Annotated in this window: 15 protein-coding genes and 1 tRNA gene; 4 read left to right on the top strand and 12 right to left on the bottom strand. The window is 54.1% G+C overall.

Annotated elements, in window-relative coordinates:
* Positions 1 to 117: 117 nt before the first annotated feature.
* On the bottom strand, positions 118 to 1,332 hold the full coding sequence (gene fabB / locus ACHHZ6_RS03415) for a beta-ketoacyl-ACP synthase I (protein WP_182272167.1): 1,215 nt from the start codon (positions 1,330 to 1,332) through the stop codon (positions 118 to 120).
* Positions 1,333 to 1,490: 158 nt separating this feature from the next.
* On the opposite strand from fabB, the gene mnmC reads away from it, so the two are divergent.
* The gene (gene mnmC / locus ACHHZ6_RS03420) at positions 1,491 to 3,488 is read left to right on the top strand and encodes a bifunctional tRNA (5-methylaminomethyl-2-thiouridine)(34)-methyltransferase MnmD/FAD-dependent 5-carboxymethylaminomethyl-2-thiouridine(34) oxidoreductase MnmC (protein ID WP_395121727.1); all 1,998 of its coding nucleotides are present in this window, start codon (positions 1,491 to 1,493) and stop codon (positions 3,486 to 3,488) included.
* Between the two features lie 46 nt (positions 3,489 to 3,534).
* Here mnmC and ACHHZ6_RS03425 read toward each other — a convergent pair whose 3' ends face one another.
* The 6 genes from ACHHZ6_RS03425 to prmB are packed head-to-tail and all read right to left on the bottom strand — an operon-like array spanning position 3,535 to position 8,086.
* Positions 3,535 to 3,813, bottom strand: coding sequence for a YfcL family protein (locus ACHHZ6_RS03425; RefSeq protein WP_395121728.1), 279 nt, complete (start codon positions 3,811 to 3,813; stop codon positions 3,535 to 3,537).
* 13 nt (positions 3,814 to 3,826) lie between these two features.
* A complete protein-coding gene (locus tag ACHHZ6_RS03430) occupies positions 3,827 to 4,372 on the bottom strand; it encodes an elongation factor P hydroxylase (RefSeq protein ID WP_182272170.1) in 546 nt (181 codons plus the stop codon).
* Positions 4,372 to 5,181, bottom strand: coding sequence for a sulfite exporter TauE/SafE family protein (locus ACHHZ6_RS03435; protein WP_182272171.1), 810 nt, complete (start codon positions 5,179 to 5,181; stop codon positions 4,372 to 4,374). Before ACHHZ6_RS03435 ends, ACHHZ6_RS03430 begins: the two co-directional genes overlap by 1 nt.
* Positions 5,181 to 6,005, bottom strand: a complete 825-nt coding sequence (gene mepA, locus ACHHZ6_RS03440) for a penicillin-insensitive murein endopeptidase (RefSeq protein ID WP_395121729.1) — start codon at positions 6,003 to 6,005, stop codon at positions 5,181 to 5,183. The genes ACHHZ6_RS03435 and mepA overlap by 1 nt, the downstream gene beginning before the upstream one ends.
* 2 nt (positions 6,006 to 6,007) lie before the next feature.
* Positions 6,008 to 7,093 (bottom strand): chorismate synthase, encoded by a 1,086-nt coding sequence (gene aroC / locus ACHHZ6_RS03445; RefSeq protein ID WP_196390265.1) that lies wholly within the window; start codon positions 7,091 to 7,093, stop codon positions 6,008 to 6,010.
* 60 nt (positions 7,094 to 7,153) lie between these two features.
* Complete coding sequence (prmB, locus tag ACHHZ6_RS03450; RefSeq protein WP_182272174.1) at positions 7,154 to 8,086, bottom strand: 50S ribosomal protein L3 N(5)-glutamine methyltransferase; 933 nt, start codon at positions 8,084 to 8,086, stop codon at positions 7,154 to 7,156.
* Between the two features lie 145 nt (positions 8,087 to 8,231).
* On the opposite strand from prmB, the gene smrB reads away from it, so the two are divergent.
* A complete protein-coding gene (gene smrB / locus ACHHZ6_RS03455) occupies positions 8,232 to 8,783 on the top strand; it encodes an endonuclease SmrB (RefSeq protein ID WP_182272175.1) in 552 nt (183 codons plus the stop codon).
* 48 nt (positions 8,784 to 8,831) lie between these two features.
* Here smrB and sixA read toward each other — a convergent pair whose 3' ends face one another.
* The 4 genes from sixA to ACHHZ6_RS03475 form a co-directional block, all read right to left on the bottom strand.
* Positions 8,832 to 9,317, bottom strand: coding sequence for a phosphohistidine phosphatase SixA (gene sixA, locus ACHHZ6_RS03460; protein ID WP_182272176.1), 486 nt, complete (start codon positions 9,315 to 9,317; stop codon positions 8,832 to 8,834).
* 209 nt (positions 9,318 to 9,526) lie between these two features.
* Positions 9,527 to 11,674, bottom strand: coding sequence for a fatty acid oxidation complex subunit alpha FadJ (fadJ, locus tag ACHHZ6_RS03465; protein ID WP_182918718.1), 2,148 nt, complete (start codon positions 11,672 to 11,674; stop codon positions 9,527 to 9,529).
* Entirely contained in the window at positions 11,674 to 12,984 is a 1,311-nt protein-coding gene (fadI, locus tag ACHHZ6_RS03470; protein ID WP_182272178.1) for an acetyl-CoA C-acyltransferase FadI, read from the bottom strand. Before fadI ends, fadJ begins: the two co-directional genes overlap by 1 nt.
* A gap of 240 nt (positions 12,985 to 13,224) precedes the next feature.
* Positions 13,225 to 13,509 carry a YfcZ/YiiS family protein gene (locus tag ACHHZ6_RS03475; RefSeq protein WP_182272179.1) on the bottom strand — a complete coding sequence of 95 codons (285 nt, stop codon included), beginning with the start codon at positions 13,507 to 13,509 and terminating at the stop codon, positions 13,225 to 13,227.
* Between the two features lie 372 nt (positions 13,510 to 13,881).
* Here ACHHZ6_RS03475 and fadL point away from each other — a divergent pair, with 372 nt between their 5' ends.
* The gene (gene fadL / locus ACHHZ6_RS03480) at positions 13,882 to 15,222 is read left to right on the top strand and encodes a long-chain fatty acid transporter FadL (protein ID WP_182918719.1); all 1,341 of its coding nucleotides are present in this window, start codon (positions 13,882 to 13,884) and stop codon (positions 15,220 to 15,222) included.
* Positions 15,223 to 15,266: 44 nt separating this feature from the next.
* On the opposite strand, the gene mlaA is transcribed toward fadL, so the two are convergent.
* On the bottom strand, positions 15,267 to 16,019 hold the full coding sequence (gene mlaA, locus ACHHZ6_RS03485; protein WP_182272180.1) for a phospholipid-binding lipoprotein MlaA: 753 nt from the start codon (positions 16,017 to 16,019) through the stop codon (positions 15,267 to 15,269).
* 478 nt (positions 16,020 to 16,497) lie between these two features.
* Here mlaA and ACHHZ6_RS03490 point away from each other — a divergent pair.
* A tRNA-Arg gene (locus ACHHZ6_RS03490) sits at positions 16,498 to 16,572 on the top strand.
* The last annotated feature ends 123 nt before the right edge of the window (positions 16,573 to 16,695 follow it).

Here is a 16,695-nt window from a genome sequence, read left to right on the forward strand (position 1 = left end):
TTACGCATTATCGTGATGATAATGTTGAACTCTGGAGTTTGCCTGTGAGATCAGCAGGTTGTCAATGCATAAAAAAAAGGGAGCCTGTTGGCTCCCCTTCCGAATCAAACATAAAACTTATTTCAGCTTACGCATCACCAGCGTGGCATTCGTACCGCCGAAACCGAAGCTGTTGGACATAACGGTTGTCAGCGTCGCTTCTGTTGGTTTGGTCACGATGTTCAGGCCAGCAGCCTGCTCGTCCATCTCTTCAATGTTGATACTTGGGGCGATAAAGCCGTTTTCCAGCATCAGCAGAGAGTAGATAGCTTCCTGCACGCCCGCAGCACCCAGAGAGTGACCGGTCATTGCCTTCGTTGCAGAGATTGCCGGGCTGTTGTCGCCAAACACTTCACGGATCGCACCCAGTTCTTTCACGTCGCCCACTGGTGTAGAGGTACCGTGAGAGTTCAGATAGTCGATTGGTGTATCAACACCCTGCATCGCCATCTTCATGCAGCGCACCGCGCCTTCGCCTGATGGCGCAACCATGTCAGCACCATCGGAAGTTGCGCCGTAGCCAACGATCTCAGCATAGATGTGAGCACCACGTGCCAGAGCGTGTTCCAGCTCTTCAACCACAACCATACCGCCGCCGCCTGCGATGATGAAACCATCACGGTGTGCATCATAAGTACGGGATGCTTTTTCCGGGGTTTCGTTGTACTTGGTGGACAGTGCGCCCATCGCATCGAACTCACAGGCCATTTCCCAGCCCAGCTCTTCGCCGCCGCCAGCAAATACGATGTCCTGTTTACCCAGTTGGATCTGCTCTACCGCATTACCGATGCAGTGTGCAGAAGTCGCACAGGCTGAGCTGATGGAGTAGTTCACACCGTGGATTTTGAATGGTGTTGCAAGGCACGCAGAAACCGCTGAGCCCATTGCTTTGGTCACCACGTAAGGGCCAACCGCTTTCAGACCACGCGGGCTACGCATAGCGTCAGCACCAAATACCTGCGCTTTTGAAGAGCCGCCGGAACCAGCAATCAGACCTACACGCGGGTTGTTCTGATAATCTTCTTCTTTCAGACCTGAATCCGCGATGGCTTCACGCATGGAGAGATAAGCATAAATAGAGGCATCGTTCATGAAACGAACCACTTTACGGTCAATCAAACCGGTGGTGTCCAGTTTGACATTACCCCATACGTGGCTACGCATACCTGAATCTTTAAACTCTTCAGAGAAAGTGATCCCGGAGCGTCCTTCACGCAGAGATGCCAGGACTTCCTGCTGGTTATTACCGATGCTGGAAACGATGCCCAGGCCAGTAATCACTGCACGTTTCATTCAATACCTCTGTAAGTCACACTAAAGTAAGTTTCGAGTCGCACAATAGCGTACACTTGTACGCCGAACAAGTCCGATCAGCCAATTTCTGCGGAAATTTGCACCGATGAGCTCACATCGTTAAGATCGCGCCACTGCCTGTCAGACGAGTAACTTACGTGAAACAAAACGCTATACAACCCGCCAACCTCGAATTCAACGCTGAGGGTACACCTGTTTCCCGAGATTTTGATGACGTCTATTTCTCTAATGATAACGGACTGGAAGAAACCCGTTATGTTTTCCTTGAGGGAAACCGGCTCAGCGCCCGCTTCCCCTTACACCCACGCAGCCTGTTTGTGGTGGCAGAAAGCGGGTTCGGTACCGGACTGAATTTCCTGACCCTCTGGCAAGCGTTTGACCAGTTTCACGCGGCTCACCCTGAGACTACGCTCCAAAGGTTACATTTCATCAGTTTTGAAAAATTCCCGCTCACTGCGCACGATTTGACGCTGGCTCATCAGCACTGGCCGGAACTTGCGCCGTGGGCAGAACAACTTCAGGCACAGTGGCCTCCCGCCGTCGGCGGCTGCCATCGTCTGCTGCTGGACGGCGGGCGCGTCACCCTGGACTTATGGCTGGGTGATATCAACGACCTGACCGATAAGCTTGATGATTCAATGAATCAAAGCGTGGACGCCTGGTTCCTGGACGGCTTTGCCCCTGCCAAAAACCCGGACATGTGGAGCCCACATCTCTTTGCTGCGATGGCGCGGCTGGCGCGTCCTGGTGCAACGCTCGCCACTTTTACCTCGGCAGGTTTTGTTCGCCGTGGGTTGCAGGAAGTGGGCTTTACCATGCAAAAAACCAAAGGCTTTGGCCGTAAGCGCGAGATGCTGGTCGGGGTAATGGAACAAGAGCTGACGATCCCCGCACAGGCTCCCTGGTTTGCCCGCAGCCACAGCACCGCCCGTGAAGTCGCGATCATTGGCGGAGGCATTGCCAGCGCCCTGCTCTCACTTGCACTTTTACACCGGGGCTGGCAGGTCACGCTCTACTGTGCTGACGATGCCCCGGCACAAGGTGCCTCAGGTAACCGCCAGGGGGCACTCTATCCCCTGCTCAGTGCCCACGATCCGGCACTGAGTCAGTTCTTCCCGGCGGCATTTACCTTCGCCCGTCGCCTGTATGACAGGCTACCGGTCGCGTTTGACCACGCGTGGTGCGGCGTTACGCAGCTCAGCTGGGACGAGAAGAGTCAGCAAAAAATCGCACAAATGTTGTCACTGGGGTTGCCAGAAGAGATAGCACATGCGGTGACAACACAGCAGGTCACTGAAACCGCGGGCATTGATACCGGGTGCGATGGTATTCAGTACCCGCTCGGCGGCTGGTTGTGCCCGGCTGAACTGACAACAGCGGCAATAGCCCTCGCGCAGTCACGCGGACTGGCAGTGCATTATTCCCACAAGGTTGAATCACTTAGCCGGACAGAGCACTGGAATCTGCTTTTTGCCAATGGCAAACAGGCACAGCATGCAAGCGTAGTGCTGGCGAATGGTCATCACATCAACCAGTTTATCCAGACGGAAAAGTTACCGCTTTACCCTGTTGGCGGCCAGGTGAGCCATATACCGACGACGCCGGAGCTGGGGAAATTGCGGCAGGTGCTGTGTTACGACGGGTATCTGACACCACAAAACCCATCCAACGGCCACCACTGTATTGGTGCCAGCTACCATCGCGGCCAGACTGACATGCACTACAGCGACGCGGATCAGCAGCAAAACCGCCAGCGCCTGATCGATTGCTTCCCACAGGCTGGCTGGGCGAAAGACGTTGATGTCAGCACAGGTGAAGCACGCTGCGGCGTACGCTGCGCGACACGCGATCATCTGCCGATGGCAGGTAGCGTGCCTGACTATGAAGCCACGCTCGCAGCCTATCAGGACCTCGCTGAAAACAAGGATGCCGCGGTGAGCGCACCGGTATATCCGGAGCTGTTTATGCTGGGTGGTCTGGGGTCGCGCGGATTGTGCTCGGCACCGCTGCTGGCTGAAGTATTGGCCGCACAGATGAGCGATGAGCCGATCCCACTGGACAGTACCACGCTCGCGGGACTCAACCCAAACCGGTTGTGGGTACGGAAATTGCTGAAAGGAAAAATGGTTAAGTAGAGTGCGGTATGATGCCCTCTCCCACAGGGAGAAGGCAGAAAAACCATTACTTAACGTTGGCCTGTTGGAACAGGTTTTCCCACATGCTCAGCACTAAGGACTGGTCGCGCGGAGAGAGCTCACCGGCCTGGATGGCTTTCTCCAGGCTGCGGGTGACTTCAACATGCACAGCGTCGGCAGAGTGATCGTCCCCTGTTTCAAGCTCGGCTACCGCCAGCGTCAGGTGACCACGCAGATAACCGCTGGCGAACAGCTCATCATCACTGGCGTGTTCCACCATGTCATCAATTAACGCCAGAATGCGTGATTCAAATTCTGCGATCATCTTCTTTCCTCTGTTAAAGATCTTCCGGCCACGGGAAGCATTCCGCCGTGATCTCCGGCGTATGGTAATAATTCTGTAAGGCCCTGATAAGCGTCGCAGGACGCGCCGGGATACCTTTATCAAGATATTCCATCACCTGCGCATGAACGCGGCGCTGGAACACAATACGGTCTGGCTCGAAGTCACCGTCGAGGTTGTCGCAGCTGACATTGAACGGGAAACCTGCCGCTACGCACAACAACCATTCCAGAGCCTGCGGTTTCACTTCCACGTCTTCAAACTGCCCTTGCGTCGCGGCATCGCGGCCGTCCGGGCAATACCAGTAACCGAAATCCACCAGTTCACGACGCGCTTTCCCCGCAATGCACCAGTGAGAAATCTCATGCAAGCCGCTGGCATAGAAGCCATGTGCAAAGACGATACGGTTATACGGAACCTCGTCATCAGCTGGAAGATAAATCGGTTCGTCGTCGCCTTTAATCAGACGGGTATTAAAATCACCGGCAAAACAGCCGTCGAAGACCTCAATCAGCTGTTCGTATTTATGCGTACTGTTCATTAGTTCATCCCCAACCAGTGGAGGATCTCCTGTCCGTGGCTGTCATAAAGAAGTTTGGCACTCATCACCGCCGACACCACAACGATCATTGGGCGGATCAGCTTTTGTCCTTTGCTTAACACCAGACGTGAACCTGCACGCGCCCCCAGGAATTGCCCCACCATCATCACAAAACCGGTCGCCCAGATGACTTTGCCACCAATAATGAACAACAGCAGGCCGCCCACGTTCGAGGTCGCATTAAGCACTTTGGCATGAGCGGTCGATTTAGCGAGGTTAAATCCGGCCAGCGTCACGAACGCTAACGCGTAAAACGACCCCGCGCCGGGGCCAAAGAAGCCGTCGTAAAAGCCGACGCAGCCCCCGGCAATCAGCGCAAACGGCAGGCCATGCAGACGACGATGCCGGTCCTCTTCACCGAGCTTTGGCATCAGCAAAAAGTACAGGCCGATACAGATAACCAGAACCGGCAGGATCTGGCGCAAAATGTCAGACTGCACGTGCTGAACCAGCAGCGCACCGGTGGTTGAACCGATGAAAGTCATCAGGATATTGAGCTTCTGGTCGGCCAGGTTTACGACCTTACGGCGGATAAAATAGAGTGACGCAGAGAGCGACCCACCGCAGGCCTGAAGCTTGTTGGTGGCAAGCGCCTGAGCCGGGTTCATGCCCGCCGCCAGCAGCGCCGGAACGGTCAGTAAACCACCGCCGCCCGCCAGGGCATCAATGAACCCGGCCAGCATTGCCACAAAAAAGAGCACCACCAGCAGCAGTGGTGACACCATAAACAGATCGACGAAATTATCCATTAAAGTACATGCTCATCCAGTAGCGCCTGGCAGGAAGGCGGCAACGGAGGCGGTGTCTTCTTCTCAGGCTTAGAGGTTCCAGGTTTTGCCGGTTCAAACCAGCTTTGCAGTTCCGCGCCACAGCCATCGCCTGACGGTGGTAACGGCTGGTCTTCACATTCCAGACTGTTCGCCGGGCAGCGCAGACGAACGTGCATATGCGCACGATGCTGGAACCACGGGCGCACTTTGCGCAGCCAGTCACGGTCGGTTCCTGCATCCAGACAAAGCTGCTGCTTGATAGCCGGGTTAACAAAAATCCGCGTGACGTCATTATCTTTTGCCGCCAGCTTGATCATGCTGGAAATATCTTGTGTCCAGAGCGACGGCACAACGCTTTTGCCGTCACTCGCCACCAGATCCAGCGCCTGTGGTTTCAGCAGCTGTGCTGAACTCCAGCGACCTTTCGGCAGTTGCAGGAAGATATCGACATCCAGTCCGGTCTGGTGACTGGCATGCCCACCGTTGAAGCGACCACCGGCAGGCATTCCCATATCGCCAATCAGCATCGTTCCCAGACCCCGGTTATGCACCTGACTCCCCAGCCGCTGAATAAACAGCACCAGATCCGGGTGGCCGAAGTAACGACGCTGATCGGTACGCATTACCTGGTAAGAACTGGACTGCAGAGGAAGTTCCTGCGCACCAACGATACAGCCGTTCGAAAATGCACCAATAGACTGCGAACTCCCCGACACCGGGTGGGTGATTTTTTGCCACGGCGTCGCGGCCAGACTGACTCCGCTGGCAAACAGCGCCAGCAGAGCAATTGCGGTTTTTTTCATGTTTACCAGCGTGGAATGGTGGTCGTCACATCCGCATTCTGCGCACGCTGGCGCAGGAAGTGATCCATCAGCACGATCGCCAGCATCGCTTCTGCGATCGGCACCGCGCGGATCCCCACACACGGATCGTGACGTCCTTTGGTGATCATCTCAACTTCTTCGCCAGAGCGATTAATCGTGTGACCCGGCACGGTAATGCTGGATGTCGGCTTCAGCGCAATATTGGCAACAATCTGCTGTCCACTGCTAATACCACCGAGAATACCGCCCGCATGATTACTCTGGAAACCCGCTTTGGTGATTTCGTCGCGGTTCTGGCTGCCACGAAGCTGAACCACGTCAAAACCGTCGCCAATCTCTACCCCTTTCACCGCATTGATGCTCATCAGCGCGTGCGCGATGTCGGCATCGAGGCGGTCAAATACCGGCTCACCCCAGCCTGGCGGCACGCCGTCAGCGACCACGGTCACTTTCGCACCGATGGAGTCGCCCTCTTTTTTCAGGCCACGCATCAGTTCGTCCAGTGCGTCCAGTTTGTCGGCATCGGCACAGAAGAACGGGTTTTGCTCAACCTGATCCCAGTCTTTAATGGCCAGTGGAATATCGCCCATCTGGGTCAGACAACCACGGATCACAATACCAAATTTCTGCGCCAGGTATTTTTTGGCAATCGCTCCTGCGGCCACGCGCATGGCGGTTTCGCGTGCGGAAGAACGACCACCGCCGCGATAGTCGCGAAAACCGTATTTTTGCTCATACGTGTAGTCAGCATGGCCCGGGCGGAATACGTCTTTGATGGCACCGTAGTCCTGGGAACGCTGATCGGTGTTTTCAATCAACAGACCAATGCTGGTGCCGGTGGTGCGGCCTTCAAAAACGCCTGAAAGAATTTTGACCTGGTCCGGCTCGCGACGCTGCGTGGTGTAGCGAGAGGTGCCCGGACGACGACGGTCGAGGTCGTACTGTAAATCTGCTTCGGTCAGTTCGATGCCTGGCGGTACGCCATCAACGATACAGCCCAGTGCCAACCCGTGCGACTCACCAAAGGTGGTCACGCGGAATAACTGTCCAATACTGTTTCCTGCCATCACGGCTCCGATGTCGTTATTTGTGTGTGAGCGTTGTGAAACGGGCCGAAGCCCGCTGGATTAATCTTTGTAAATGCTGAAGTGTTCGCGCGCATCGAGAAGCTGCGCCTTGGTCAGCATAAAGACGCCATCACCGCCGTTGTCGAACTCAAGCCAGGTGAACGGCACATCCGGATACTGCTCTATCAGATGTACCATGCTGTTGCCCACTTCACAAATCAGAACGCCGTCATCAGTCAGATAATCCGGCGCGCAGGCCAGGATACGGCGCGTCAGTTTCAGGCCATCAGAGCCTGATGCCAGACCCAGTTCCGGCTCATGGCGATATTCATTTGGCAGATCCGACATGTCTTCCGCATCAACGTACGGTGGGTTGGTGACAATCAGATCGTACTGCAGCGTTGGCAGGTCACGGAACAGGTCAGAACGGATTGGCGTGACGTGATGGATCAGGCCATGTTCTTCGATGTTGTGCTCGGTTACGGCCAGCGCATCGGTGGAGATATCCACTGCGTCCACTTCCGCTTCCGGGAAGGCATACGCACAGGCAATGGCGATACAACCGCTACCGGTACACATATCCAGAATGTGCTGCGGCTGATGGTTAATCAGACCATCAAAGTGGTTGTTGATAAGCTCACCAATCGGTGAACGCGGCACCAGAACACGCTCATCCACGTAAAACTCGTGACCGCAGAACCAGGCTTTGTTGGTCAGATAGGCAACCGGAATGCGCTCGTTAACGCGGCGGATCACACGCTCAACAATGCGGTGTTTTTCGCTGGACGTCAGGCGCGCGGAGCGCATGTCTTCCGGAATATCCAGCGGTAGATAGAGGGACGGCAGCACCAGCTGAACGGCCTCATCCCACGGGTTATCGGTACCGTGTCCGTACCAGATATTGGCGGCGCTGAAGCGGCTAACCGACCAGCGCAACATGTCCTGTATGGTATGCAGCTCGTTTACTGCTTCATCGACAAAAATTTTATCCACTCTTTCCTCCAGGGCATGCTCGCATAATTTTCGGCGGCTAGTTTGCCATGAAGACGGCGATAAATCAGCAATGACGCGTACCGCTTGAGGTTAAAAAATGCGTTTAGTCAGGTACACTACGGGAATTCAGAGATGAGACAGACAAATGAAAAAGAAAACATCGCTCAGCGAGGAGGATCAGACGCTCTTCCGACAGCTTATGACCGGGACGCGTCAAATCAGGCAGGACACCATTGTCCACCGCCCGCAGCGCAAAAAAATCACCGAAGTACCGGTCAAGCGTCTTCTGCAGGAACAGGCCGATAACAGCCACTATTTTTCAGATGAATTTCAGCCGCTGCTTAATACGCAGGGAGCCGTGAAGTACGTCCGTGAAGACGTCAGCCACTTTGAGCTGAAAAAATTACGTCGGGGGGATTATTCGCCGGAGCTGTTTCTCGATCTGCACGGGTTAACACAGATGCAGGCGAAACAGGAGCTGGGGGCGCTGATTGCCGCCTGCCGCCGTGAGCATGTTTTTTGCACCTGCGTGATGCACGGGCACGGTAAACATATCCTGAAGCAACAGACGCCGCTATGGCTGGCTCAGCATCCACACGTAATGGCTTTTCATCAGGCACCAAAAGAGTACGGCGGTGATGCCGCATTGCTGGTGTTGATTGAGGTTGAAGAGTGGCAGCCGCCCGAGCTGCCCTGACAGGATGGCGGGAGGCACAGCCTGCACCCCGCCCTGTCGCACGTCACGTCAGATAGCTTTAGCCATCTTCAGATTGCACGGACTCATTTGCCAGTTGAAGACCCCTTTGCCCGTTTCATCAAGGGAAACATTGGCAATAGCGGACGTCGAGAACATCGGTGGCGTCTCACCCGGGCACAGCTCAGATACCAGATAGCCAACCAGTGGCAGATGGGAAATGACCAGCGCAGACGCGACACCTTCATTGCACAGCGCCTGAAGATAGGCACTCACAAGGCCAACATCGCCACACGGGGTAAGTTCAGGAAGAACATCGACACCGGCCGGCAGGTTCATACACTCCCCTACCACATCCAGCGTCTGTTCTGCGCGCAGGAATGGACTCACCAGCACACGTTCGATGTCCACTTTTTGCCCCTGAAGCCAGTTAGCCATCAGACGGGATTCGTCGCAGCCACAGACGGTCAAAGGACGTACTGAGTCACTGGCGGCATCGAGTGCCGCGTCGCCGTGACGCATGATAAAAACTTGCATATTGCACCGCTTTTGTTAACCAGAATCACCAGCGTTGACTACCTGCGATAACGTCGGAGAGGTAGAAAACCTGGTGGTCGGGCATTGTGCCTGATCCATTCGGTGAATGAAACGCTGTTTTTTACCTCAATGGCGTAAGTATAGTCAATATCTGTTTACAAATTCGCCAGAACAGGTTTACTCACTTCAGGATTTACCCTTCTTTGACCTCAACTTACGAGAGCAGTTTCCCTTGAAGACCAAAATGTCTGGCCCCGTTCCGCCATCTGCAATAATTCATCACACGGTGTAAACCGCGAGCCATACTGAGAGGCAAGACGTTGCAGGGTCGCAACCACGTCACCCGCACCGAGGGTATCCATATACCGGAACGGGCCGCCGAGGAACGGCGGGAAACCAATACCAAACACAGCACCGATGTCGCCATCGCGCGCGTTTTTGATAACCTGCTCGCCAAAACAGCGAGCGGCTTCGTTAAGCATCATCATCACACAGCGTTCAGCACACTGGGCTGACGATAATTTTCCCTGCCCGGTCGTCGGAATAAGCCCATAAACTGAAGGGTCGACCTGTTTCTTGCTTGTACGCCCTTTTGCACCGTAAAGATAGAAACCGCGTTCATTTTTTCTGCCTTTGCGATCATCCTTCAAAATTGCAGAAACAATGTTTGCAGGTGGGCTAAAACGATCGCCATAAGCTGCTTCCAGTACAGGTATAATTTTAGTGCCGGTATCTATTCCTACCTCATCCAAAAGTTGGATTGGGCCGACAGGGAAACCACACTTTACCAGCGCCTCATCCACATGTTCGATCTTCTCCCCTTCCGTCAGTAACCGCATGGCTTCATTGATATAGGGAGCCAGAATACGGTTAACGTAGAAGCCCGCTTTGTCTGCTACCACGATGGGGGTTTTGCCCTGTTTTTTCGCAAGCTTCACCACAGTGGCAACGGTTTGCGGGCTGGTCGTGGCGTGGGGAATAACCTCTACCAGCGGCATTTTTTCAACCGGACTAAAGAAATGCAGACCAATGACCTGCTCCGGCCGTGCGGCTTTCGACGCAATATCGCCAATCGGTAATGACGACGTATTTGAGGCAAAAATGGTGTGCGGCGCACAGTGTTGCTCGACGTCAGCCACCATCTGTTGCTTAAGTGCCAGGTCTTCAAATACCGCTTCAATGACCAGGTCTCGATGCGCAAAACCGCTGTAATCCGTCGTACCAGTGATGTACGCCAGGGTTTTATCACGCTCATTAGCCTTGATATGGCGGCGCTTGACCTTCTGATCAAGGTTCTGCCAGCTGTACTGTAGCGCGTGGTTGATCCCCTTCGCGTTAATGTCCTTAATACGGACGGGCAATTTGCCTTTACTTGCGGTGACAAACGCAATACCACCGCCCATCAGCCCACCGCCCAGTACGCCAACCGAGCGCAGCGGAGCAGGTTCGGCCTCACTGCCCGGGTCTTTTTTGACGTCGGTACTGGCAAAGAAGATGCTGCGCAGCGCCTGCGACTGTGGCGTCATCGCCAGCTCGCCGAAGGCTTTTGCTTCTGCGGCATAGCCGCTGCTGCAGCCCTGCGACAACCCGGTTTCAATAACCTCCAGGATCCGCTTCGTCGCCGGATAATTACCTTTGGTTTTTTGTTCGGTTTTCTTGCCCACCATGCTAAACAACAGCGCACGCCCCAGCGGCCCGGCAAGGACGCGTTCACGTACCGGGAGATGGCGTTTTGCCTGACGTCCCCTCAGTGCCAGCTCAACGGCGGCATCCAGCAAAATAGAATGCGGTACCACTTCGTCAACCAGGCCAGCTTTCAGCGCCTGGCGGGCGCGTAACTGCTTACCGGTTAAAATCATCTCCAGCGCCGTACTGACGCCAATCAGGCGCGGCAGGCGCTGCGTTCCACCAGAGCCTGGCAACAGCCCTAACTGCACTTCTGGCAGCCCCAATACGGTTTTCGCATCGTCAGTACAAATACGGCTATGGCAGGCCAGCGCCAGCTCCAGACCACCGCCCAGGCACGCACCGTGGATCGCAGCGATCACCGGGATCGGCAGAGCATGGATTTCCGCCATGACCTGCTGCCCCTGGCGTGCCAGCGCTTCGGCTTCCTGAGCGCTTTGTGCGCGGGCGATCATGTTGATATCGGCCCCGGCAATAAAGTTGTCCGGCTTTGCCGAAATAAATACCAGACCGCGAATCATCTTGTTTTCGCGGATCTGCTTTAACATCTCACGGACCTGAACGCCAAACTCGGCCTTCAGGGTATTCATTTTTTCATCAGGTACATCAATGGTGATAACAGCCACGTTATCGGGGCGAACGGTCAGATTAAATGCAGATACCATGTCCATTATTCCGCCTCCAGAACCATTGCTGCGCCCAGGCCACCTGCCGCGCAGGCGGTGACAAGACCAAAACCGCCACCACGACGGCGTAACTCATGCAATGTCTGAGTGATCATCCTTGCCCCTGTCGCCGCAAACGGATGACCGTAGGCAATGGAGCCCCCCAGCACATTGAATTTACTTTCATCCACTTCACCCGTGGCATGGGTGCGACCAAGAACATCACGGGCAAAACGCTCGCTCGCCAGAAGATGTACGTTTGCCAGAGTTTGCGCGGCAAAGGCTTCGTGCATATCAATCAGGGTTAAATCAGCAAGTGTCAGCCCCGCACGATCCAGCGCCAGCGGCGTGGACCAGGCTGGCCCTAACAGCATGTCCTGCCAGACATCAATGGCCGTGAACGCGTAGCTGCGCAGATAACCCAGCGGTTTGATACCCAGCTCTCTGGCGCGGGACTCCGTCATCAGGATCACTGCAGCTGCGCCATCCGTCAGCGGTGTACTGTTAGCCGCTGTGACGGTGCCATGTTTACGATCAAATGCCGGACGCAGTTTTGCGTAATCGGCCAGCGTCGACGAACCGCGAATATTGTTATCTTCCACGAGGGGTTCGCGGTAAGGCGGAATATAGGCGGTCATCACTTCATCGGCCAGTTTGCCTTTCGCCCAGGCTTTTGTCGCAAGCTGATGCGAACGATACGCCAGCGCGTCCTGCTGTTCACGCGTAATACCGTAGGTTTTCGCCATCTGTTCGGCGGTGTCGCCCATGCGCAGGCCGGTGGAGTATTCAGCCACAGCGGGCGGGACAGGCATCAGATCGCGTAAGCGTAAACGCGAGAAGAGTTTGAGCTTCTGCCCGACAGTGCGGGCTTTGTTAACGTCAACCAGAACGCGCGCCAGTTTTTTACTCACGCCGATCGGCAGCACCGAGGAGGAGTCTGCCCCGCCGGCAATCCCGGCACGGATAGTCCCTGCCATCAGGCTTTCCGCCACGTTAGCGACGGCCTGGAAGCTGGTCGCACAGGCGCGGCTGACGCTGTAGGCATCGGTATGTACATTCATCCCCGTGCCCAGGACAATTTCACGCGCAATATTTGGTGCTTCCGGCATTTGAACCACCTGGCCAAAAACCAGTTGTTCGATCACCTCAGGCGGTATTTCGCTGCGAGCCAGCATCTCCCCCACCACCATTTTCCCCAAATCGACAGCGGGTATGCCATGAAACGCCGTAGCCTGACGCACGAACGGTGTACGCAATCCACTGACAATGGCAATGCGATCGCCCTGACGGGTAATAAGCGGTAATGCCTGACTCATAACACTCCCCTGTAAAATTTTTTGCGCAAACACAAAGTGGTCTGACCTGATAATAGTCTTAACCATTTTTTTACATTCAGCCAATCAGGGAAACGAAAAAGTGCGAGCTAAAACACAGAGAAGAAAAAGAAAACGTCACGGAGGTAAAAGCAAAACGGCAACCCGAAGGTTACCGTTTTTTAGTGGTTGCACGCTCACCCCTGGGAAATGGTCGGGAGTGAGAGTATCAGGCCGCAGAGGTTAACGCAGACCCAACTGGAAAATCAGCGTTTCGGCTTCGCAGGCAAATACAAAATCGATATCCAGCTTCACGCCACCTTCCACTTCCGTGAAAGTGGACTTGATTTCGCACGGCTCGGATTCCACATCGCGCGCGCGCTTGCTCAGTGCGGTCAGGGTTTCTTCCGCTTCAGCACGGTTAGCGAACACGCGGCTGTAGGAGGCGGTGCAATCGGAGTTGTCCATGATGGTACCAACATCCATACAGCAGCAAACCGGGGTTTCATCAGCACTGCATTTACTCATAGCTCAATTTCCTCTGTATTCGCGCCAGGCGCGAGATAAACACGATACTGATATTTTACGCCCCGATGCTGACGCTCTCCAGCCGTTAATGGCGTAAAAGTGGATAAGTGACCAATATCACACTAAAAAATGATCTAAAACAAAAATCACCCTTTTGAGTGAGTCGCGATGGTCACATTTTTGCCAACCAGATCTCGTTTCAGGAAACATGTTTGAAAATATTAATAAACAAACTTGCAACATTCTAGCTGGTCAGACCTATACTCACGCCACTGGTCTGATTTGTCTGTTATACCTCAGACCCTACACTTCGCGCTCCTGTTACGGTATGTAACAATTATTGAATAAAAATAACTCGATGAGGTTATGGTCATGAGCCAGAAAACCCTGTTCAACAAGACTGCGCTGGCAGTCGCAGTGGCAATCGTCTCTACTTCCGCCTGGTCAGCGGGATTTCAGTTAAACGAATTTTCTTCCTCTGGCCTGGGCCGTGCGTATTCCGGGGAAGGCGCTATCGCTGATGATGCAGGTAACGCAAGTCGTAACCCAGCACTGATTATGATGTTTGACCGCCCGACGTTCTCTGCCGGTGCGGTCTATATTGACCCGGATGTCAATATCTCCGGCAAATCACCGTCCGGTAAGAGCCTGAATGCGGACAATATCGCCCCAAACGCCTGGGTTCCTAACGTACATTTTGTTGCACCTATTAACGATCAGTTTGGTTGGGGAGCATCTGTTACTTCTAACTTTGGTCTGGCGACCGAGTATGGCGATAACTATGCTGCGGGCACGATGGGCGGTAAAACTGACCTGAAAACCGTCAACCTGAACCTGAGTGGCGCTTATCGTCTGACCGAAAACTGGAGTTTTGGTCTTGGTTTTGATGCCGTCTACGCCGATGCAAAAATCGAGCGCAATGCGGGTGATGCCGGTATGCTGGCTGCCGGTCAGATTCTGGCTCAGGTACCAAACCTGCCTGCAGCAGCACGTCCAGCCGCTATCGCAAAAGCGAAACAGCTGGCCGCCATCCCGGCCGATACCCAGATTGCACGCCTGAAAGGCAGCGAGTGGGGCTATGGCTGGAACGCCGGTATTCTGTATGAGCTGGATAAAAACAATCGTTGGGGTTTAACCTACCGTTCTGAAGTTAAAATCGACTTCGACGGCGATTACAACAGTAATATGAACACCGCTATCCCGGGCTTCCCGTACCCAACCGGTGGCAGGACCGTTCCGGGCTCTCTGACGCTCAACCTGCCAGAGATGTGGGAAGTTTCCGGTTACAACCGCGTTGCACCGCAATGGGCAATTCACTACAGCATGGCTTATACCAGCTGGAGTCAGTTCCAGGAGCTGAAAGCAACTGGCTCAAATGGTCAGACACTGTTCTATAAAGATGAGAGCTTTAAAGACTCTTACCGTATCGCGCTGGGTACAACCTACTACTACGATACTAACTGGACCTTCCGTACCGGTATCGCCTTTGATGATAGCCCGGTTCCGGCTCAGACCCGTTCCATCTCTATCCCGGATCAGGACCGTTTCTGGCTGAGCGCGGGTGCCACTTATGCGTTCAATAAAGATGCTTCTGTTGACGTCGGTGCCTCCTACATGCACGGTCAGAGCGTGAACATCAAAGAAGGCCCGTACGAGTTCCGTTCTGAAGGTAAAGCCTGGCTGTTCGGTACTAACTTCAACTACGCGTTCTAATCGCGCAGGGATCAAAAAAGGTGAGCATTGCTCACCTTTTTTATTTACTGCGAATCAATATCTTTTAGTTCGTTTTCGATAGCCTTCGCGTTTGGATTCTCTTCCGGCTTCAGCTTGCCGCCATTGGCAATAAAGTCATGGTTCTGGAAGTAGGCTTCACGCACCATGATGTATGGATCAGAAGACTGACGCAGCAGACCATCAGAGTCGAGCAACTGCGCACGTGTTTCAATCCCTTCCACCGTCCATTTACCAATCGACAGCGGCCAGGTCAGCCACGACAGCACCGGATACAGCGTATCCACCATATCGCCGCCATCATCACGGAGCGTAAAGCTACCGTAGAACGGTAACTGCATGTACGGGCCGTAACCAACGCCATAATTGCCCAGAGTACTGCCGAAGCGGTGAGGCTGCTCGCGCTGTAGCTTCTGGTTAGCCATACCGGCAACATCAATAAAGCCACCCATCCCTAACAGGCTGTTCAGGAAGAAGCGGGTAAAATGCACCATCCCCTGGTACGGGTCGCCTTGCAGGAAGTAGTTCACCATCACCGCAGGCTCTTCCAGGTTACTGGTGAAATTGCTCAACCCGTTACGTGCAGGCTGGGGAACGTAGTCACGCCATGCAACTGCTACCGGACGGATAACATATGGATCCAGCACGTTATAGTTGAAGCTGTACATGGTACGGTTAAATCCTTCGAGAGGATCGGAGCGTCCCGTTTGTTCTCCAGTGCTGGCACAACCCACAAGCACCGTTGCGCTCAGCGCAAGCGCCGACAGCCGAAGTTTCATAAATATCTCCCTGTTCAGTATGGCTATCGTTGATTGCCATCCGTAACGGAGCATCTGGCGCTCCGTCTGTACACGTGCAAGTGATTGTAACAGCACGTTTACCGATGTCCACGAACACAATTACGGGCAGTAATCACCGTCACTCTGATCTCAGCATAGCCTGGCTTTAAGGTTTCGTTTCGCCGGGAATTTTATAATAACTTTGAAAGAGATGTATCGCCTTTGTTGCCATCGCCGGTAATTTAAGAGCATCCCCACGGCTGCCAGGCAAAGCTGACTGCGCTTCACCACCAGCGTCTCCCTAATCCTGGGCTGCGATGACGGAAATCCACGCGCAAAAAAAGTGAAGAGAGAAACCAGAAATGAGGAAAATAATGATAAATCAGCAAAAAAATCGGCCTGAATGGTGACTCTTTAAGCAGTCAGGTGGTTGTGCGCTTAACGCAAAGTGCAAATAACGCTATACTCGTGCCGCTTCGTCCCCTTAGTTAAATGGATATAACGAGCCCCTCCTAAGGGCTAGTTGCAGGTTCGATTCCTGCAGGGGACACCACTTCTCTGAACTCAAGCGTTCTCTCCAGTCCTGAATTCCCTTCCATAACCTTCTGTTTAAGCATATTTGCGTTCACTCGCGTTCTCATCCGATCATTGACGACCAGATAATTTTGCGGGCATA

Source organism: Enterobacter cloacae complex sp. 2024EL-00214 (assembly GCF_043945575.1).
In the GTDB taxonomy this organism is placed as follows: domain Bacteria; phylum Pseudomonadota; class Gammaproteobacteria; order Enterobacterales; family Enterobacteriaceae; genus Enterobacter; species Enterobacter cloacae_P.

Bases quoted from the DNA above. Each gene is read 5' to 3' on its own strand.
- fabB (WP_182272167.1), bottom strand. From the start codon at position 1,332: ATGAAACGTGCAGTGATTACTGGCCTGGGCATCGTTTCCAGCATCGGT.
- ACHHZ6_RS03425 (WP_395121728.1), bottom strand. From the start codon at position 3,813: ATGATCGCAGAATTTGAATCACGCATTCTGGCGTTAATTGATGACATG.
- ACHHZ6_RS03430 (WP_182272170.1), bottom strand. From the start codon at position 4,372: ATGAACAGTACGCATAAATACGAACAGCTGATTGAGGTCTTCGACGGC.
- ACHHZ6_RS03435 (WP_182272171.1), bottom strand. From the start codon at position 5,181: ATGGATAATTTCGTCGATCTGTTTATGGTGTCACCACTGCTGCTGGTG.
- mepA (WP_395121729.1), bottom strand. From the start codon at position 6,005: ATGAAAAAAACCGCAATTGCTCTGCTGGCGCTGTTTGCCAGCGGAGTC.
- aroC (WP_196390265.1), bottom strand. From the start codon at position 7,093: ATGGCAGGAAACAGTATTGGACAGTTATTCCGCGTGACCACCTTTGGT.
- smrB (WP_182272175.1), top strand. From the start codon at position 8,232: ATGAAAAAGAAAACATCGCTCAGCGAGGAGGATCAGACGCTCTTCCGA.
- sixA (WP_182272176.1), bottom strand. From the start codon at position 9,317: ATGCAAGTTTTTATCATGCGTCACGGCGACGCGGCACTCGATGCCGCC.
- fadJ (WP_182918718.1), bottom strand. From the start codon at position 11,674: ATGGACATGGTATCTGCATTTAATCTGACCGTTCGCCCCGATAACGTG.
- fadI (WP_182272178.1), bottom strand. From the start codon at position 12,984: ATGAGTCAGGCATTACCGCTTATTACCCGTCAGGGCGATCGCATTGCC.
- ACHHZ6_RS03475 (WP_182272179.1), bottom strand. From the start codon at position 13,509: ATGAGTAAATGCAGTGCTGATGAAACCCCGGTTTGCTGCTGTATGGAT.
- fadL (WP_182918719.1), top strand. From the start codon at position 13,882: ATGAGCCAGAAAACCCTGTTCAACAAGACTGCGCTGGCAGTCGCAGTG.
- mlaA (WP_182272180.1), bottom strand. From the start codon at position 16,019: ATGAAACTTCGGCTGTCGGCGCTTGCGCTGAGCGCAACGGTGCTTGTG.